The 18,531-nt window shown below is 49.3% G+C and carries 17 protein-coding genes, 1 tRNA gene and 2 pseudogenes; 5 read left to right on the top strand and 15 right to left on the bottom strand.

Going from position 1 to position 18,531, the window contains the following annotated elements:
• Window positions 1-177: 177 nt before the first annotated feature.
• The gene (locus LH51_RS01030) at window positions 178-378 is read right to left on the bottom strand and encodes a helix-turn-helix transcriptional regulator (RefSeq protein WP_036518945.1); all 201 of its coding nucleotides are present in this window, start codon (window positions 376-378) and stop codon (window positions 178-180) included.
• A gap of 179 nt (window positions 379-557) precedes the next feature.
• Here LH51_RS01030 and LH51_RS21880 point away from each other — a divergent pair, with 179 nt between their 5' ends.
• The 4 genes from LH51_RS21880 to radC all read left to right on the top strand — a co-directional run bounded on the left by LH51_RS21880 (window position 558) and on the right by radC (window position 3,436).
• Window positions 558-737 carry a hypothetical protein gene (locus LH51_RS21880; protein WP_235263383.1) on the top strand — a complete coding sequence of 60 codons (180 nt, stop codon included), beginning with the start codon at window positions 558-560 and terminating at the stop codon, window positions 735-737.
• Between the two features lie 305 nt (window positions 738-1,042).
• Entirely contained in the window at window positions 1,043-1,963 is a 921-nt protein-coding gene (locus LH51_RS01020; protein ID WP_036518942.1) for a recombination directionality factor, read from the top strand.
• A 111-nt stretch (window positions 1,964-2,074) separates the two neighbouring features.
• Window positions 2,075-2,884, top strand: a complete 810-nt coding sequence (locus tag LH51_RS01015) for a DUF932 domain-containing protein (protein WP_036518938.1) — start codon at window positions 2,075-2,077, stop codon at window positions 2,882-2,884.
• 54 nt (window positions 2,885-2,938) lie between these two features.
• Entirely contained in the window at window positions 2,939-3,436 is a 498-nt protein-coding gene (gene radC, locus LH51_RS01010) for a RadC family protein (protein WP_036518935.1), read from the top strand.
• Window positions 3,437-3,470: 34 nt separating this feature from the next.
• Here radC and LH51_RS01005 read toward each other — a convergent pair whose 3' ends face one another.
• The 3 genes from LH51_RS01005 to LH51_RS00990 form a co-directional block, all read right to left on the bottom strand.
• A complete protein-coding gene (locus LH51_RS01005) occupies window positions 3,471-3,956 on the bottom strand; it encodes a hypothetical protein (RefSeq protein ID WP_036518932.1) in 486 nt (161 codons plus the stop codon).
• A protein-coding gene (locus LH51_RS01000) for an IS3 family transposase (protein ID WP_144244126.1) occupies window positions 3,953-5,133 on the bottom strand; the annotation gives its coding sequence in 2 pieces (ribosomal slippage) (window positions 3,953-4,866 and window positions 4,866-5,133; 1,182 coding nt in all). The genes LH51_RS01005 and LH51_RS01000 overlap by 4 nt, the downstream gene beginning before the upstream one ends.
• A 42-nt stretch (window positions 5,134-5,175) precedes the next feature.
• Window positions 5,176-6,276: a hypothetical protein gene (locus LH51_RS00990; RefSeq protein WP_036518923.1), complete on the bottom strand. Its 1,101-nt coding sequence runs from the start codon at window positions 6,274-6,276 to the stop codon at window positions 5,176-5,178.
• 389 nt (window positions 6,277-6,665) lie between these two features.
• Here LH51_RS00990 and LH51_RS00985 point away from each other — a divergent pair, with 389 nt between their 5' ends.
• A complete protein-coding gene (locus LH51_RS00985; RefSeq protein WP_036518920.1) occupies window positions 6,666-7,442 on the top strand; it encodes a hypothetical protein in 777 nt (258 codons plus the stop codon).
• A 63-nt stretch (window positions 7,443-7,505) separates the two neighbouring features.
• Here LH51_RS00985 and LH51_RS24565 read toward each other — a convergent pair whose 3' ends face one another.
• The 11 genes and pseudogenes from LH51_RS24565 to thrS form a co-directional block, all read right to left on the bottom strand.
• Window positions 7,506-7,637 carry a hypothetical protein gene (locus tag LH51_RS24565; protein ID WP_442934797.1) on the bottom strand — a complete coding sequence of 44 codons (132 nt, stop codon included), beginning with the start codon at window positions 7,635-7,637 and terminating at the stop codon, window positions 7,506-7,508.
• 332 nt (window positions 7,638-7,969) lie between these two features.
• Window positions 7,970-10,048: pseudogene (locus tag LH51_RS00980) on the bottom strand (UvrD-helicase domain-containing protein); the annotation flags it as partial.
• Between the two features lie 535 nt (window positions 10,049-10,583).
• Window positions 10,584-10,660, bottom strand: a tRNA-Pro gene (locus LH51_RS00975).
• A 77-nt stretch (window positions 10,661-10,737) separates the two neighbouring features.
• Window positions 10,738-11,100, bottom strand: a complete 363-nt coding sequence (locus LH51_RS00970) for a MerR family transcriptional regulator (protein WP_036518917.1) — start codon at window positions 11,098-11,100, stop codon at window positions 10,738-10,740.
• A complete protein-coding gene (ihfA, locus tag LH51_RS00965) occupies window positions 11,072-11,383 on the bottom strand; it encodes an integration host factor subunit alpha (protein ID WP_036518915.1) in 312 nt (103 codons plus the stop codon). The genes LH51_RS00970 and ihfA overlap by 29 nt, the downstream gene beginning before the upstream one ends.
• 16 nt (window positions 11,384-11,399) lie before the next feature.
• Window positions 11,400-13,779 (bottom strand): annotated as a pseudogene (gene pheT / locus LH51_RS00960) (phenylalanine--tRNA ligase subunit beta).
• Between the two features lie 42 nt (window positions 13,780-13,821).
• Window positions 13,822-14,805: a phenylalanine--tRNA ligase subunit alpha gene (pheS, locus tag LH51_RS00955; RefSeq protein WP_036518912.1), complete on the bottom strand. Its 984-nt coding sequence runs from the start codon at window positions 14,803-14,805 to the stop codon at window positions 13,822-13,824.
• A gap of 86 nt (window positions 14,806-14,891) precedes the next feature.
• Window positions 14,892-15,248 (bottom strand): 50S ribosomal protein L20, encoded by a 357-nt coding sequence (gene rplT, locus LH51_RS00950; protein WP_036518910.1) that lies wholly within the window; start codon window positions 15,246-15,248, stop codon window positions 14,892-14,894.
• Between the two features lie 44 nt (window positions 15,249-15,292).
• A complete protein-coding gene (gene rpmI, locus LH51_RS00945) occupies window positions 15,293-15,487 on the bottom strand; it encodes a 50S ribosomal protein L35 (RefSeq protein WP_036518908.1) in 195 nt (64 codons plus the stop codon).
• 105 nt (window positions 15,488-15,592) lie between these two features.
• Window positions 15,593-16,093, bottom strand: a complete 501-nt coding sequence (gene infC / locus LH51_RS00940) for a translation initiation factor IF-3 (protein WP_235263381.1) — start codon at window positions 16,091-16,093, stop codon at window positions 15,593-15,595.
• A gap of 59 nt (window positions 16,094-16,152) precedes the next feature.
• A complete protein-coding gene (gene thrS, locus LH51_RS00935; RefSeq protein ID WP_036518904.1) occupies window positions 16,153-18,069 on the bottom strand; it encodes a threonine--tRNA ligase in 1,917 nt (638 codons plus the stop codon).
• Between the last annotated feature and the right edge of the window lie 462 nt (window positions 18,070-18,531).

The following is an 18,531-nucleotide window of genomic DNA, read 5'->3' as shown; positions in this document are numbered from 1 at the left end:
GTTAAATGCCTAAGGAAGGGGGAAGGGTTTTATATTATTATACAGGCACGAAAAATCATCGTTTGACTGTACTTTGCCCTTACTTCCCGGCATTTCAGCTGCATCACAGCTAGGGTAATCTAGAAAAGTGTGACTGATAAAAAACTGCTGAAGCACTTCAGCAGATAGATGGGATGTTTAGATGGATGGCCTCTGCGGCAGCTCCCGCTCGTTGAAGCGTTGCTGAATCCACTGCTGCACCTCTTCTTCGCTCCAGGCTACGGATCGTTGACTGATGCGTATTGATTTTGGGAAGGATCCAGCATCAATTTTACGGTATAAGCTTGAGCGTGAAAGCCCGGTGGCATTGATAACAGCAGGTAGTCTTAATAGTTTCATGATTTTTGCTCCATCGCAGATTAACTCATGCCATGTCGCAACCCAGTAAGAAATTACTGTAGACGTCCTGGAATCTGATTTAAAAAAATTTCAGCCATATATCACTACCCTGAGAACAGCACTGACTGTCCTTGTGAGCATTATTGCTCGCTAACGCTGATAATTCAGGAGATAAATATATGTCTATCCAATGCCCGTCATGCGGGTCAACTCAGATTATGTCACGCCACCTGGGGCGTAAGGTTGCTGCAACGGCAGGGGGTGTTGCCGGAACGGCTAGTGGCGTCGCTGGCGCTGCCTCTGGAGCTAAGGCTGGTGCTGCTGTGGGTTTTGTTGGAGGACCGTTGGCGTCGCCTTAGGGTCGCTATCAGGTGCCATCATTGGGGGCTTGATCGGGTGTGTCACTGGCAGCTTAGCTGGCTCCAAAATTGGTGATAGCCTGGATGAGCGTGTGCTGGATAACTGCGTCTGTGCTGATTGTGGTGAAACCTTCCGTATAGAGTAGTCAACACCTACCCAGCTGATTCATCCTCATACCACCCTATTCATTTATTGCTTAACACCCTCACAAGTACAGCCTGGCATTAGCTGGGCTTTATACCGTCTGCTTAGGCGACCGTCCGCATTTAAACCCTCAAACCCCTAGATTTCATGGAGGCTCATCATGCTCAAAGGTCTAGCTATTACTCCGCCGATTCTCGGTCGCATCACCATTGGCAAGGTGGTCGAAAAAGACGGCAAACGCTTACCGCAAAAAGACGATCAGTTTACCCTGACATCCCAGATACAAACCCGCAACGGCTGGTTACCACATCCCTTGGATGAACAGCTGCGCGAAACCCAGCAAGGCAAACTGCGGCGTATCCCGATCCGGTTTTTATTCAATGATCCTAGTCTGAACCTGCGTGCTGAATATACGCTGTTTGATCGCAAAACGGCACGACCACTCTGTGTTGGAGATGGGGTGCAATGCCGTCGCCGATCAAAAGGTGAAATGCAAACCTTGCCCTGCCCTGGACCTGATGTGTGTGAGTTGGCTCAGGGTGGGCAATGTAAGCCCTATGCCCGCCTGAATGCACTGATTGGCACAGAAGATCCCCTTGGGACCTTTATTTTCAGAACAGCCGGGTTTAATTCTATTCGTACCCTAGCCGCACGACTAGCCTACTTTCAGGCCATATCAAATAACCAGTTGGCATGTCTGCCGCTGGAGTTACGCTTACGTGGCAAGTCCACACGTCAAAGCCATGGCACACCGATCTACTATGTCGATATCACCCTGCGTGAAGACATGGATCTGGAGGCTACCTTGGCAAGTGCTCAGCAAATGACCCAAGACCGTCAGGCGGTTGGATTTGACCAGGTGGCATTGGATAAGGCGGCTCAGCAAGGATTTGCCAATGGAGATTTTGAAGAGCAGGAAGAGGATGCCCCTGCCATCGTGGAAGAGTTCTATCCAGATCAAAGCGCAGCGTCTACTACTACGCAGGTATCAGGGGTTCGACATAAACGCAGTAATTCTACTAACACGCTGACTCAAAAACTCACCGACAAATCTAACCAGCTCAGCGTAACTCATACTTAAACCACCTCCACAAATTTTCCAATCAACAATCAACCTGAAAACAACGCCCCTGATGGATCTTTTCCACAGGGGCTTTTTTATGCCCTTTTCACCCAGGAGAAAGACACAGGGATGCATACTTTATCAAGAGAGCAACTTAACACCCTAGCGCCAGCTATTTTTGCTACTGCACCCGATCAAGCGGTATCAGATCGCTATGGCTTTGTGCCCACCTGTGCAGTCGTGGATGCCCTGCAAGGGGAAGGCTGGTTTCCGGTGCGTGCACAGCAAACCCGTGTCAGAGATCCCCAGCAACGCGATACAACTCGCCATATGGTCAGGTTTCGTCAAGATCCCGCCAGACAAATCCATGTCGGTGACAGCGTGGCTGAATTGGTATTAACCAACAGCCATAACCGAACAGCCGCCTATCAGCTGGATCTAGGTCTGTTCAGGTTGGTTTGCAGTAACGGCATGGTGACCCCTGTAGGCGATATGGGTGGTATCCGTGTACGCCATGGCAACAAGGTCGTCGATCAGATTCTCGAAGGTTCTTTGGCCTTGATTGATGAAGCCCCGTCTATCGCTGAAAGTGTTGAGCGGTTTCAAGCAATGCGCTTGACCGAAGCCGAATCCCAGCTATACGCACAATCAGCTCTGACCCTGCGCTACGGGGAAGACTGGAAGGAACTCAGCCCGGTGACACCGGAGGCCATTCTGCAAGCACGCAGGCCTGAAGACCGTGATGGCAATCTCTGGCGTGTGTTTAACCGGACCCAAGAAAACCTGATGAAAGGTGGACTATCTGGTCGCTCTGCAACAGGCCGTCATACCCGCACCCGTGCCATTCGCTCCGTTACCGAGGATGTGCGCCTTAACCGTGCCCTTTGGCAGCTGACTGAGCACTTTGCCCTACTCAAATCCGGGTCCATCGCCGCCTGATTAAGACCAGGCTCAGATCCTACCCACATTCCGTAAAAATAATGGAGCCATTCAATGAACATTACCAATTTACGTGCCGGTGAAATACCTGGCACTTACATCGTCACAGAACCCGTGACTGAAACTGAACTGATGCGCTTGGCTAAACTACTGGCTAAGCGTCGTTTAGCTCGCGGACGTAAAGTCGGCTCACCAGATGAAGTACACCGCTGCCTACAAACCCTGCTGATGGACTATGAGCATGAAGTGTTTGGGGTGTTGATGCTGGATAACCGTCACCGGATTATCCAGTTTGCCGAGATGTTTCGGGGCACCATCAATAGCGCCAGCGTCTACCCACGTGAAGTAGTGAAAGAGGCCTTAGCCAATAATGCTGCTGCCGTGATACTGGTGCACAACCACCCTTCGGGCGAACCTGAACCCAGCCAGGCAGACCGGCAGATTACCGATCGTATCAAGCTGGCGCTCGATACTGTTGATGTCAGAGTGCTGGATCATGTGGTGGTTGGGCATGAGGGGACTGTATCGTTTGCAGAGCGGGGTTGGGTTTAAAGTTGTGACACCTACAGTATGAATTATGAGCTCTCTACTGAAATGTAGGGGGCAAATTCAATTTTTTCGTATTAATCACCTGCGAGTCCTTTTCAACTACATCAATTGGGTTTAGTGGTTGGTATCCAACAAAAACAGGGTTGCCAAGGTTCCTAGCTTTTTGTTTTATCGCTTCATCAATGAAGCAAAATGAGCAGCGCAGATCTACAGTTAACTCCTCGTGTTCTTCATAGTAAATCCTATGATTTTTAGATACTTGTTCGATACATTTGTAGTTAGCTGAAGATTTACCAGTAGTGCTTGTAGGCAGAAGTTCAGCAGCAAACGCATATCTAGGCCTGCTGTAAATATAACCAACCGGAAGTACAACCAAGTCATAGTCACCGACATCTAGCTTATACTCTTCTAATATTTTCAGGATTCGCCTATAGATTTCTTTAGAGCGGAGTGTTGCTATGGATGCTATAGCCTTTAACCTTTCTTTGCACAGCTCTAGCGATTTATAGTCTGTAGTGGTCAAGTAAAACTGGCCACCGGTTTATAGTTAATCCAGTACTGTTCTTCTGCCTGATTCGGACTCACTCCATTATTATGCTGGTGTGGTCGAAGCTGGCTATAATACCCGATTAAATACTTCACTACGTGATGCTGAGCCTGAACGAATGAACGGTAGCCGTAGGTAGGCACCCATTCAATTTTCAAGCTTCTAAAAAAGCGCTCCATTGGAGCATTATCCCAGCAGTTACCGCGTCGGCTTAGGCTTTGCTTTATCTGGTACTTCCAGAGCGTCTGACGGAATTTACGGCTCGTATAATGGCTACCTTGGTCACTATGAAACATCACTCCTTTGGGTCGTCCACGGCTCTCATACGCCATTTTTAGTGCATTGCTGGTAAGCTCACTGTCTGGCGATAGCGACATCGCCCAGCCCACTGGCTTGCGTGCAAATAGGTCCATCACAACCGCTAAATAAGCCCAGCGACTGCCTGTCCATATGTACGTGACATCGCCACACCAGACATGGTTCGGCGCATCAACGTCAAACTGGCGGTCTAAATAATTTGGTATCTCAACATGTTCATTACCTGTTTTCTTATATGTATGACCGGGTACCTGGCAACTAGTAAGCCCAAGCTTTTTCATCAAGCGTCCGGCTCGATAGCGGCTTAGTGGCACGTTCTGATTGGTTGCCATTTCCGCAATGCTACGTGCACCCGCAGAGCCTTCGCTCGCGCGAAAGAGTTCTCTAACGACGGCCTGTTCTGCGGTCTTTTTCGCACATGCAGGCTTTTTTGAACATTGTCTCCAGTACTTGAAGCTGCTGCGGTGCACGCCAAACACCTCACACAGCTTCGTTACCGGATAGCTCGTCTTGAGTTTCTCGATTATCGAGAATTGTTCAGAGAGTCCGACATCAAGAGAGCGGTAGCCTTTTTTAATATATCTTTTTCCATTTCAACTTCGCGGATGCGTTTCTCAAGCTCGCGTATTCTTAGTTGATCTGGCGTCATGGGTGTTGCTTTTGGACTCTCACCACTACGTTCTTTCCGTAGCTGGCGAACCCATTTATCCATCGTCGAATGTCCGACATTCATGGCTTCAGCCGCATCTCTAATAGAGTAATTTTGGTCGACTACCAGCTGTGCTGATTCGAGTCTAAATTCAGGGCTGAAATTACGCTTTGGTCTTCTGGTCATGTTGTCACCTAATCATATCTTGGTGCATGATAGCACCTCTAATTAGGTGGCCAAATTAACTATGCCACTACAGTCATCATCTAACTCAACTGCTAAGCCTATTTGGATACTCTGGTACAAATTTATATCCGATAGTTCTAATGTATTGTTATTCAATTTAGTCCAGTGCTTATTAAGCACCTCTGTTGCTAATCTACTGATTAGACCTTCTAGGAATACAAAGTCTGCGCTTTGGTGTCTGATTCCTGTAAGGTTTGTTACCTTGAAAAAGTCGAGGCTCCTAACGCTTTCAAGGCTAGCCACCGGATTTTCAATTCTTGTTATTTTGTCTTGTGTACGCTGCAATCTCTCTATATCAGTTAGTTCATTGTAATGATCTATATCTAGATAGCGCATCAACAGCGTTAAGCCTGGAGGTCTAGCTGCTTTATAGTAGGGATGCATGATATTCAGGTGATAAGCAGGCCACTGGGTTCCCAGAAAATTTTTGTTTTTAGTACCAGGTGACACGCTATGCACAAAACCTAAACATTGTAGATGATTAAGCTGAGTTCTCAAACGAGTCCTTGTCATACCAGTGAGTGACATCAGTAGCGGATTACTCAGGCAATGCACAACTCCCAGGTCATCAGCAAACTCCAATAAAACACACAAAAGCCAGCGATTTGATCTTGAGAAGCCCCCACGCTTTTGCTTGTCTGCATTAAAGCCCTCCGCTGGCAATAGAATTTTTTTTTGCAAGGGTTGTAACTTGGGGACATGAAAAGATGGCTGACGTTGACGAAGCAGGTGCAGAAAATCTGAAGTTAACACTTTTGGGACGCGAGAGGCATGCGAGATCCTACCTATTGGGTTCGTAGCTATCAGTTCCCACAGCCTTAGTTTTTTTAGTAGACGAGCAACCGATGCGATGTTGGAGTCACTGAGCTGAGCAATTTGGTGAACAGACCACTCTACCGCATCTGAACCTTCAGCATGCAATTTGTACACAATGAGAAAAAGCACCAACCGCTCTTCCGGGGATAGAATGACCCCTTCGGGTAACTTTCGCACCACTGGCTGAGGAGCGGTATTTGAATGCAACTCTACATCATGCACAACAAATCGTAGCGTAGAAAATGGATCTATCTGCTCGTTTCCCATGTAATCAGCTACCCCAAATACAAAGATCGCCGAAGCTTAACATCATGCATACGGCATGACCATTTTCTGGATCAATTTTACTTTTTATTAAATATCCATCTAATGATAGCTTATCCAATTCACTATCAAATAAGAAAAAATCAATATGGAAAAGAACGGATTTTCCGGATTATTATTACAAATATTAGTATTATTTGTAATACGTTATAGTAACGTTACAATCTTAAACTCGAATGAAGCCTATTGTAAAAGTATTTTTATTAATTTTTTTATAACTAAATATCGAAACGTATGGTAACGTTACTATAACGTAACTAAAAAATAATTAACGATTGGCACCTCTGCGATGTAAAGCAATCCCTCCAGAGAATAGCAACGGGACCTGACATATGAACGACTCATTACCTGCGCGCCACCGTCACAAAATAAAGGAACTTTCAGCTCGGATCGATGACTGGTTTTTGCAACATAACGATGAAGCCAACCAAGGCAACTGGGCCCATGATTATTTAAAAAAACGCCCATTAAGGGATGCAGATTTACGGATTCTTGATTCAACAAAGCAAGGTGTTACTGCCTATCTAGCAAGCGCAAGGAATAAATCGGAGCTTGACGCTCTTGTAACCAAAATGAAGGGAGCCTGGAGAATTCACAAGCTCAGACAGAGGTATACTAATGTAAGCATTTTTATTTCAAAGCAAGACAACCAAATCCTCAGAAAAGCATGCAAAGACAGACAAAAATCCCCTTCTGATATCATTAGCGATCTTCTGACGGGCTTTCTTGACGATTACAAACAGATCAAACGTGAAGAAAAACTAAACCATGAAGAGCGCGAAACTAAACTTAGACTCAGGCTTGAACGCCAAATTAGTGATAAAGAATGTAAAATAAAATCCATTGAATTCAAACACAAATGGCAACTAGCAGAAGACCATAGGAAGCTAACAGCAGCTATTTTGGATCTACGCTCACTCGCCAATGACATTATCCAAACCCTCCCCACCAAAAATGCTTCAGATAGCGCAGTTGCTTCTAGTTACAAGGCGCGCGTCCAATTGTGTATAAAAGGTGTTAATAAGTATCTAGAGCCACCAGAAGAAGTAGAAACCGCAACAGGACATGAGCCCCACGCCAGCCTGACCAAGACTAGAAGGAACCAGTGAGTCTAATCTGCCCACTCCATATAGGCTTGAATAATTTCTAACAAGACCGGTAATAGACTGCTTTCAATTAGGCTCCGGAATCAGTAAAGCTTCATCAAATATGACTTCATTTTCCGTATGCTTACAGCACTCTCCTTCGTGCCGATAGTTCTTGCACCCCCAAAACTGACCATATCGTCCTTTCCGACGGACCATTTCTGCACCGCACTGAGGACAAACCGGGACCCAGCTTGAGCAATCAGGTTGATACAGATCTTGAAGCGCCCAGCACGCCACATTTGTGACCCACACAACTCACAACCTCGCTCCTTGTGAGTGCAGAGCGGGTATTTATTGCAGCTAAAAAAGCGTCCAAACTGGCCCTGCCTTGGAACCATGGTGCCAGTCTTACACTTCATGCATTTGAGCATATGAAGCAGTTGCTGGCTGAGCGAAGTCGAAAACTCGTTTAGATCGATATCATATTCACCTTTGAGCAGCTCCACAACAAAACCAGACGCTACAGCCATATCAGCGATCAGGTACACCCGACATCTGGCTCTTGTCAGAGCCACATACAACAAGCGCCTTTCTTCAGCGTGCGGGTAGCTCTCTAAGGGCGGGAGCAGTGCTTCCAGGAGAGGATGCGTAGTTTTTCCGGTAGGAAAACCAAACCTTCCTGTTTCCAGTCCAAGAACGACAACGTAGTCTGCCTCTTTGCCCTTGGACGCGTGTACTGTGTGACACTCCATCGCTATCGAAGGGTAACGAACTGCAAGCCGCTGCAATTCACTCCTATCTGGAAGGTTGAATCCATAACGCCCTAGCAGATAGACGCTACTGCCTGGCTCAGCAATATCAGCTATGCGAGAGATTACCTTCTCCAGACGACTGAGCTCGTCAGCACTCCGCAAGGGTCGGTTATCCTCCCGCAGAAGCGATACTGTAGGATGTTTAACTGTACTCAGGGTATTAAGCTGTTTTTTTAGCTGCACCGGATTTTGCAACACAAAGCGCGTTGCCACATCACTGATACCATTGTTGAAGCGGAAAGTAAGATCAAGGGCGATTATTTTTGTGGCACCGAATTTTTCCCGAAATGCTGTTGTGAAACTCAAATCACTGCCGGTAAAACGATAAACAGCCTGCCAATCGTCCCCGACACAAAACAGCGAGCACTCCTTTGCAGCATCTCGCAGGTATCGTATCAACCGAGCACGGGCTTCGGATATATCCTGAAACTCATCCACGAGAATATAGCGCCAGGGGCTGCGGAAACGCCCCTCACGAACATACTGAATAGCCTTGCCGATCATGTCATCAAAGTCTATCTGCTCTTCACGATCCAACAGTGCCTGATAGTCGTTCAAGATGGGTTGTAGAAGTCTCAGCGCTGCCGCCACCTGCTCCGGATTGCTAGCGTTAGCGATGGCAGCCTCTACTTGCCCTTGCTCGTAGCAATTGGCGCGATAGCGTTTCAGCATATCTGCCAGCAGAGTAGCAAAACTACTTATGGCGCCAAACTCACGCAAGGTCGCCAATACCGCTTCTGGCGGGAGTGGCTGGTACTCCACATTCAACGCGGCCAGTTGCGTATCAATAGCGTCAAACAGCCCGCCTTCTTGCAGCTCATAGTGATACAGCTCTATCAGGCGAGTACCTTTTTCGGCATGCAGCTGGCGCTTCCAGGCCATAGTTTCATGGTACCTTTCACGGTCCACATAGGGTGCAGTATGCCCTTCCCGGTCAATGCCATAATACTCTATGTATACCCTATGCTCAGGCAGGTAGAAATCCGGCTTATACTGCCGATAAATCGGACTGGCCGTTCTATGCTCATAGGTGGGCTCATACTGGTATTCAATGCCCTGCTTAAACAGATAGTTTGCGAGTAGACATTCGCCCAGGCTTTTAACCACCTCGCCTTTCAACGTGCGAATATCATTGGCCAGAATATAGTCGAAATACTCTCCCTCCGACTCAAAATCAAAGGGATTAACCACCGGGTAGAGATGGTGCTGAAAATATTTGATCGCCAGTTGCTGATAAGTTGACGTCTGCAGATGTTCCTCAAACCACTGGTTAACCTGCAAGGCCAACGCCTTATCATCTTCTGCCAGTGAGGTCAGGGAGGGCTGCTGCCCCTCAACTGAAGCAATGATCTCTTTACCTAGCTTATGGAAAGTACTGGCGGTAATACCACACTTCCCCAACCGGTGATTGATGCGCTCCTGCATTTCTGCCGCAGCCTTGTTGGCAAATGCCAGCATCAAAATCTCACTGGCCTTGGCCTGACCACTTTTGATTAGATAACCCGCACGGCCAACCATGACACTTGTCTTGCCCGTACCCGCACCGGCCAGCACCAGATTATTATCCTCATCCACTACGCAGGCTTCTCGCTGGCGCTCAGTAAGTGGCTTACTTTCCACTGCATCAAAAAAATCTGTGTAGCGTTGCAGTTGACGAGCAACATAGCTTTGCCGAAGTTGCTCAAGGTCCTCATCCTGCCATTGAGCGACAACCGCCACCCACTTGAAAGGTACGCCTTGGACATCCGAACACCACTCAGGCTCTGGAACTCGAACAAAACGCGACAACGCTTGCTGTGCAATTGCCCTGGCCATTTCCAACCGAGTCTGCCGGGGGTAGCCTCGGGTCAGCAAGGCACGGATGTCATCTGCTGTCTTTACCACTTCTGGTGCCAGCTGTCTGAGCCAGCTCACACGCAACCACCAGAACAGCGTTTGAGCATCTTTCTTTCGCAAACCGGTAAAGGTTTTAAGCCCGGTACTGGTTTGCAACTCTAACTTGGTGAAGAATACTCCCTCCCGAAGACTTTCCTCATTGGCCAGCGAATCCCCCAAGATCTGATAGTTATCATCATTCTTGGTCATTACCTGCAAGCCATCACGGGTCAACTGGAAAGTCGCAGACTCAGCGCCAAAGAAACGCATCAGCCAGTGAGGAGCAACATGTAGGGAAGCATTCTGTGGGTTCATATATCGTAAGGTATCATTACTTTGATTCACTCGTCACGACATCAAACTCATAAGAAGATAAGCTAATCTCAAACGGTCACAGAACGGGCACCAGAAAGGCCATAAACCCCAGAAAGCAAAAAATCGCCAAGCGGCGATTCATGTAAGTCTTTGAATTAATTGGTCGGGACGGCAGGATTTGAACCTGCGACCCCTTGCACCCCATGCAAGTGCGCTACCAGGCTGCGCTACGCCCCGACTAAGGCGGGATCAGTGTTGCACTGATCCGATTGAGGTTGCAAATAGTACACTAAGCTTTTGAATCTGTGAAGCAATTATTTAACCGATTTTAGCGCTTTTAGTATCTCTTCCAGCTCTTTTACGGTCTGGCGAAGTAGCTGTTGGTAGCGTGCGGTATCGTCATTGGCTTCATCACCACTGAGCCATTGCCTGGCACCTGTGATGGTAAAACCCTGTTCGTAAAGCAGGCTACGTATCTGACGGATCAGCAACAGGTCCTGACGCTGATAATAGCGGCGGTTATTCCGTTTGACCGGCTGTATCTGCTGGAATTCCTGTTCCCAATAACGCAACACATGCGGTTTGAGGTCGCAAAGTTTGGCGGCCTCACCGATGGTAAAATAGCGTTTGCTCGGAATGGGCTCCAGCTCAGGATTCTTCTCTCCGGCTGCCGGCATAGATGTCCACACGCTCCTTCAGTTTCTGGCCTGGCCTGAATGTAACTACCCGGCGCGCCGAAATAGGCACTTCCTCTCCGGTTTTCGGATTACGGCCAGGACGCTGGCGCTTGTCGCGCAGGTCAAAGTTGCCGAAGCCTGAGAGTTTCACCTGCTCATTGGATGCCAGACATTCTCGTATTTCGTTAAAAAAAGATTCAACCATCTCTTTAGCTTCACGCTTATTCAAACCCAGTTCGTCGAACAAACGCTCAGCCATCTCGGCTTTGGTCAAAGAGCCCATGACAATCACCCTGTCTTTAATCTCTTAACGATGCACCGCAATGTGTCGTCAGTGCTGCCACAACAGCTGATACGCTATTGTTTATTTCTTCATCAGTAAGAGTGCGCGAAGGATGCTGCCAGGTCAAGCCCAAAGCGAGACTTTTTCTACCTGCTTCAATGCCTTGTCCCTGGTAAAGGTCAAAAAGCGTGACCTTTTTCAGTGCATCACCCGCCGATTGGGTAACCACTTCACGGATAGCATCGTAGCTGACATGCTCATCCACCAGCAGTGACAGATCACGGCGCATCTCCGGGAATTTCGACAAAACGCTATAGCGTGGCAGGCGCCCTGCTGTAACAATATCCTGTTTTAATTCAAATAGATAAACAGGGCCATTCAGGTCGAGTTTTTTCAGCAATAAGGGATGTAGCGCACCGATGTAACCCAGTGTTTCACCCTCACGCTCGATTCTTGCTGACTGCCCAGGATGCAGTGCCGGGTGCTCTGCTGCGACAAAGCGGAAGCTCTCGGCACTACCACCCAGCGCCAGCAGGGTTTCAACATCGCCTTTGATGTCAAAAAAGTCGACTTTATCTTTACTGGCCATCCAGCTTCGGCATCACGCGTGCCGGTAATAACACCGGCAATGGCATTTTCCTGCACCAGGGTATCGCCCTGAGGTACAAAACGCTGCCCCGTCTCAAACATACGAATACGTGACTGCTGACGGTTTTGATTATACTGCACCGCTTTGATCAGACCCGGCCAGAGAGTGGTACGCATCACCGCCATTTCGGCTGAAATGGGGTTTGCCAGCGCCAGAGGCTGGGTATCCGGATCAAACAGGGCAGACAAACCGGCTTCAATGAAGCTATAGGTAACCGCTTCCTGATAGTTACGGCTGATCAGATGACGACGAATACGTGCCAGCTCAACCCGCGCTTCAGCAATAGGCGGCAGCGGTAACTGGGCAATGGGAATACGTACCGGTAAATTGTCATAACCGTACACCCGCGCTATCTCTTCAATCAGATCAACTTCCAGGGTGATATCGAAACGCCAGGACGGTACTTGCACATCCCAGGCGGCCTGCTCGGCTTTGCGAGTCAGGGTCATACCCAGACGCGTCAGGATATCTTCAACGGTAGCACTGGGCATTTCCATCGCCAGCATGGCGTTGATTTTGGCATCCCGCAGACGCACCACCGGTGTAACAGGTAAATCAGTTTCACTCACCGCTTCGGTCACAGGACCTGGCTCACCACCGACGATGTCGAGCAGCAAGGCGGTGGCACGCTCAATGGCCACACGCTGTAACTGCCAGTCTACGCCGCGCTCAAAGCGGTGCGAGGAATCTGTGTGCAGGCCGTAGTTGCGTGCTCTACCCACAATAGACAGGGGGTTGAAGTAGGCGCTTTCGAGGAAGATGTCACGGGTTTCAGCGGTCACACCACTGGCATCGCCACCCATGATTCCGGCCATGGCCAACGGACCTTTTGCATCGGTGATCAACAGGGTGTCTGCATTTAATGTTACTTCGGTCTCATCCAGCAGCACCAGGGTTTCACCCGCTTGCGCCATGCGCACTTCAATACCCTGGCTTAGCTTCTGCAGGTCGAAGGCATGCATCGGCTGCCCCAGCTCCAGCAGGATATAGTTGGTTACATCCACGACCGGATCAATACTGCGAATCCCGGAGCGGCGCAGTTTTTCCTGCATCCACAGTGGCGTTTTCGCACCGGGATTGATATTGCGAATCACCCGGCCAACATAACGTGGGCAGGCATCGGGGCAGTGAGCGTGACGGGGAAGGTAGCCTCACACACAGCTGCAACTGGCTGAATGCTGAGCTGATTAACCGGCACCTTATTCAACACACCCACTTCACGGGCCAGCCCGGCAATGCTCAGACAGTCGCCACGGTTCGGGGTCAGATCAACATCGATCAGGCTATCGTTCAGATTCAGGTAGTCACGCAGATCAGCACCGACAGGGGCATCAACCGCCAGTTCCATGATGCCGCCATGATCGTCAGACAAGCCCAGTTCATCTTCAGCACAGAGCATGCCCATAGACTCAACGCCACGTAACTTGGCACGCTTGATACGGAAATCACCCGGTAAGGTGGCTCCAACACGGGCAAAGGCGGTTTTCAGGCCTGCGCGGGCATTGGCTGCACCACACACGACCTGAAAGGTCTCGCTACCATCACTAACCTGACAGAGTTTGAGCTTATCGGCATCTGGATGCTGCTCCGCCGAAATGATTTCAGCCACGACCACACCGTTGAATTCACCTGCAACGCTACTGACGTCATCGACTTCCAAGCCAGCCAGGCTCAACTGATCGGCCAGCGCCTGTGTTGCCAGGGCGGGCTCTACCCATTCACGTAACCACTGTTCACTGAATTTCATTGTTCTTTCCTGTTAATCCTTAAAGCTGACGATGACGGCGACTTAGCGAAACTGACCTAAAAAACGCAGATCATTTTCGAAGAACAGACGCAGGTCGTTGACGCCGTAACGCAGCATCGCCAGACGCTCCACCCCCATACCAAAGGCAAAGCCGGTGTAGACTTCGGGGTCGATACCGGAATATTCGAATACTTTCGGGTGTACCATGCCGCAACCCAGAACTTCTAACCACTTGCCATCACCCCGGTCGATATCCACTTCGATAGACGGCTCGGTAAAGGGGAAATAAGAGGGGCGGAAGCGCACTTTGACATCTTCTTCAAAGAACTCACGCAGAAACTCTTCCAGCGTGCCTTTCAGATCGGCAAAACTGACATTTTTATCTATCAGCAACCCTTCTACCTGATGAAACATGGGTGAGTGAGTCTGGTCATAATCACAGCGGTACACACGGCCCGGACAGATGATCCGGATTGGTGGCTGCTTGGTTTCCATGGTACGCACCTGCACAGGTGAGGTATGCGTGCGCAACAAGGTGTGGGCATCAAAATAGAAGGTATCGTGCATGGCACGCGCCGGGTGATGCGCCGGAATATTCAGTGCTTCAAAGTTGTGGTAGTCATCTTCCACTTCCGGGCCTTCGGCGACACTGAAGCCGATGCTACCGAAAAAGGCCTCGATACGCTCCAGCGTGCGGGTGACTGGGTGCATGCCTCCCAGGCCCTGTCCACGACCCGGCAGGGTTACGTCGATCTGCTCAGCCGCGAGTTTTGCACTCAGCGCATCCGCTTCCAGCGCATCGCGACGTTGATCCAGTTCGGCCTGCAAGACGTCTTTAGCTTCGTTGATCTTTGCACCAGCCGCGGGACGGTCTTCTGCCGAGAGCTTACCCAGGCCTTTCAATAACTGGGTAAGCTCACCTTTCTTACCCAGGTACTGAACGCGCACCTCATCCAGCAGCCTGACATTATCAGCCTGCGCTACCGCTTGCTTGCCCTGTTCTAACAGTTGTGCAAGATTTTCCATTGTTTCAACTCCGCATAAAAAAGGGGAAGGTATACACCCCTCCCCTTATCTGTCAGTTTCTAACCTACCAATAGGTGGGTGTTGGCTTACGCCAGCGCTACTTTGGCCTTTTCAACCACGGCAGCGAAGGCATTCTGCTGATTCACAGCCAGATCAGCCAGCACTTTACGGTCGATTTCAATGTTGGCTTTTTTCAGACCAGCAATGAAACGGCTGTAAGACAGACCATTAATACGTGCGGCCGCATTGATACGAGCGATCCACAGAGCACGGAACTGACGCTTACGTTGACGACGGTCACGGTAAGCATACTGACCGGCTTTGATAACCGCCTGTTTGGCTACACGGAATACACGGCTACGGGCACCATAGTAACCCTTGGCCAGTTTCAGAATTTTCTTATGACGACGACGCGCCACAACACCACGTTTTACGCGAGGCATAACATTTCCTTCCTATAAAATTTCAGTCTTGACTCAAGTAACACTTAAAGTGTCGGGAGCATACGTTTAACAAGTTTCACATCACTCTCGTGAACCTGCATCATCGGGCGCAGCTGACGCTTACGCTTGGTGCTCTTCTTGGTCAGAATGTGGCTTTTAAAGGACTGCTTGTGCTTGATGCCATTCGCAGTTTTTTTGAAACGCTTTGCCGCACCGCGGACAGTTTTAATCTTTGGCATTACTTTCACTCCACGCATTCGTTTATTAATCAGTCACACGCGAAACAACAAAACCCGCCCGCCACTCAGATGACTGTGTGGCGGGCGGGTCTGCAGCCTGGATGACTATTTCTTCTTCGGAGCAACAACCATGACCATTTGACGACCTTCCATTTTCGGATGCTGTTCTACAATGCCGAATTCAGACAGATCAGCTTCGATCCGCTGCAACAATTGCATACCCAGCTCCTGGTGAGCCATCTCACGACCACGAAACCTAAGGGTTACCTTGGTTTTGTCTCCGCTTTCAAGGAAACGTATCAGGTTGCGCAGTTTTACCTGATAATCCCCTTCATCCGTACCGGGACGGAATTTCACTTCCTTGACCTGCATCTGAGTCTGTTTTTTCTTAGCCTCATTTGCTTTTTTCTTCAGTTCATACTGATGCTTACCATAGTCCATGATCTTACAGACGATGGGATCAGAATCAGAGATCTGAACCAGGTCAAGTTCAGACGCGAGAGCGAGCTCAAGCGCCTGATCAATCGTTACGATACCAACCTGTGCACCGTCTGCGGCAATTAAGCGCAGTTCGGTTGCACGGATATTTTCATTAATGGGTGGCAACGGCGCACGGCCACCTCTTTTGTTATCACGCCTGATAGCACTATCTCCTGACGAATTCTTTATTCTTGAGCCGACTTGCGGCTGATGTCTGATTTCAGTAGTTCGATCAGCGCATCAACGGGAAGACTGCCTAGATCCTGACCGGAGCGCGTACGCACTGCTACGGTTCCGGATTCCACTTCTTTATCGCCCATTACCAAGAGGTAAGGGACTTTCTGCAAAGTGTGCTCGCGGATTTTAAAGCCGATCTTCTCGTTTCTCAAGTCTATCTGTGAACGTATTCCTGCTTCTTGCAGTTTTTCGTTCACTTTCTGGCAAAAATCTGCCTGTTTATCGGTAATATTCAACAACACCGCTTGAACAGGACTCAACCAAACTGGCAAAGCACCTGCATAGTGTTCGATCAGAATACCGATAAACCGCTCGAAGGAGCCTAGGATAGCACGATGTAACATAACAGGCACTTCTCTATCGCCTACTTCGTTAACAAATTGTGCTCCAAGGCGCCCTGGCATGGAGAAATCCACCTGAATCGTGCCACATTGCCACACACGCCCCAGGCAATCCTTGAGCGAAAATTCGATTTTCGGTCCGTAAAAAGCACCTTCACCAGGTAACTCATCCCAATCCAGACCGGCCGCATTCAGCGCATCTGCCAGAGCCTTTTCAGCTTTATCCCAGCTTTCATCCGAACCCACACGTTTTTCCGGACGGGTGGATAGCTTATAGATGACATTGGTGAAGCCAAAATCGTTATAGACTTCATGCAGGAAATTGATGAAATCGGCCACTTCTTTCTGAATGGTGTTTTCCGCACAGAAAATATGCGCGTCATCCTGCACAAATCCCCGTACACGCATAATGCCATGCAGCGCACCGGAGGGTTCATTACGATGACAGGAACCAAACTCAGCCAAACGCAGCGGCAGATCACGATACGAACGCAGCCCCTGATTGAACACCTGCACATGGCAGGGACAGTTCATTGGCTTGATGGCAAAGTCGCGACTTTCGGAATGCGTGGTGAACATTTCTTCGTGGAATTTATCCCAGTGTCCGGATTTTTCCCATAGGGAACGCTCAACCACCATCGGCGTTTTGATTTCCTGATAGCCATGTTTGATCTGCTTGGCACGCATGTACTGTTCAATCTGCTGATACACTGTCCAGCCATGCGGATGCCAAAACACCATACCCGGCGCTTCTTCCTGCATATGGAACAGATGCAGTGACTTACCCAGCTTGCGGTGGTCACGCTTCTCCGCTTCTTCTAACCGGAACAGGTAGTCTTTCAGATCTTTCTTATCGCCCCAGGCGGTACCATAAATACGCTGCAGCATTTCATTGTCAGAATTACCACGCCAGTAGGCACCCGCAACCTTCATCAGCTTGAAGACTTTAATGTGACCGGTTGAAGGCACGTGTGGACCACGACACAGGTCGAGGAATTCACCCTGCTTATAGAAGGACAGCGGCTGGTCTGAAGGGATATCACTGATGATCTCAACCTTGTAGGACTCGCCCATCTCTTCAAACAGTGCCACCGCTTCATCACGGCTCATCAAGGAACGTTCGACCGGCAGATTCTGCTTCGACAGCGCATGCATGCGCGCTTCGATTTTCTCCAGATCTTCCGGGGTAAACGGACGTTCATAGGCAAAGTCATAGTAGAAGCCGTTGTCGATCACCGGACCGATGGTGACCTGGGCACCCGGAAACAGATCCTGTACTGCCATAGCCATCAAGTGGGCACACGAATGGCGGATAACATCCACGCCCTCTTCGTCTCGTGCCGTGACGATGGCCAATTGAACATCTGTGTCGATGGTATAACTGGTATCAACCAATTCACCATTAACCTTACCGGCCAAGGCGGCTTTGGCCAGACCTGCGCCAATATCAGCGGCGACATCAAATACAGAAACGGGGTGATCGAACTGGCGCGAACTGCCGTCCGGAAGCGTAATTACGGGCATGTTTAGTCCTTATCTTAGTGGTGACCCCTACGACAGGCCACATAAGCATGTGAATGCTGGAAAATAAAAAGCCGTACAAACCAAGTACAGCGGGTGAATATTATACAGATTTTGGGCTGATTTTCTAGCGTTGGTGGTGCGGATGCAGTAAATCCGTATGGAATCTCGGTTGTGGTACGGGTGCGCTACTCACTATGTCTGACACGCTTTTCGTCATCCCTGACCGCTTGGCTGCTGCCGTCCTGGCAGCAGACAGTCAGACATAGCGAGCAGCACACCCTCCCAAGGATCTCGTGCCAACGGCTAAACAAAAGCTAAGCCATTATTTGAACTGGGTGCCATCAGTGTTTTCCTTAGGCACCGCGCTATCAAGCGGGGCGGTGTGATGGGTTTTGCCTGACCTCTGCCGCCAGGGATGGCGGCAGTGAGCCCTCAGGGATGAGTTTATGGCGTGTCAGGCAA

It is taken from the genome of Nitrincola sp. A-D6 (assembly GCF_000764495.1).
In the GTDB taxonomy this organism is placed as follows: Bacteria; Pseudomonadota; Gammaproteobacteria; order Pseudomonadales; family Balneatricaceae; genus Nitrincola.
Note: the sequence above shows the minus strand (reverse complement) of the source record. Positions and strands in the feature narration are given on the sequence as shown.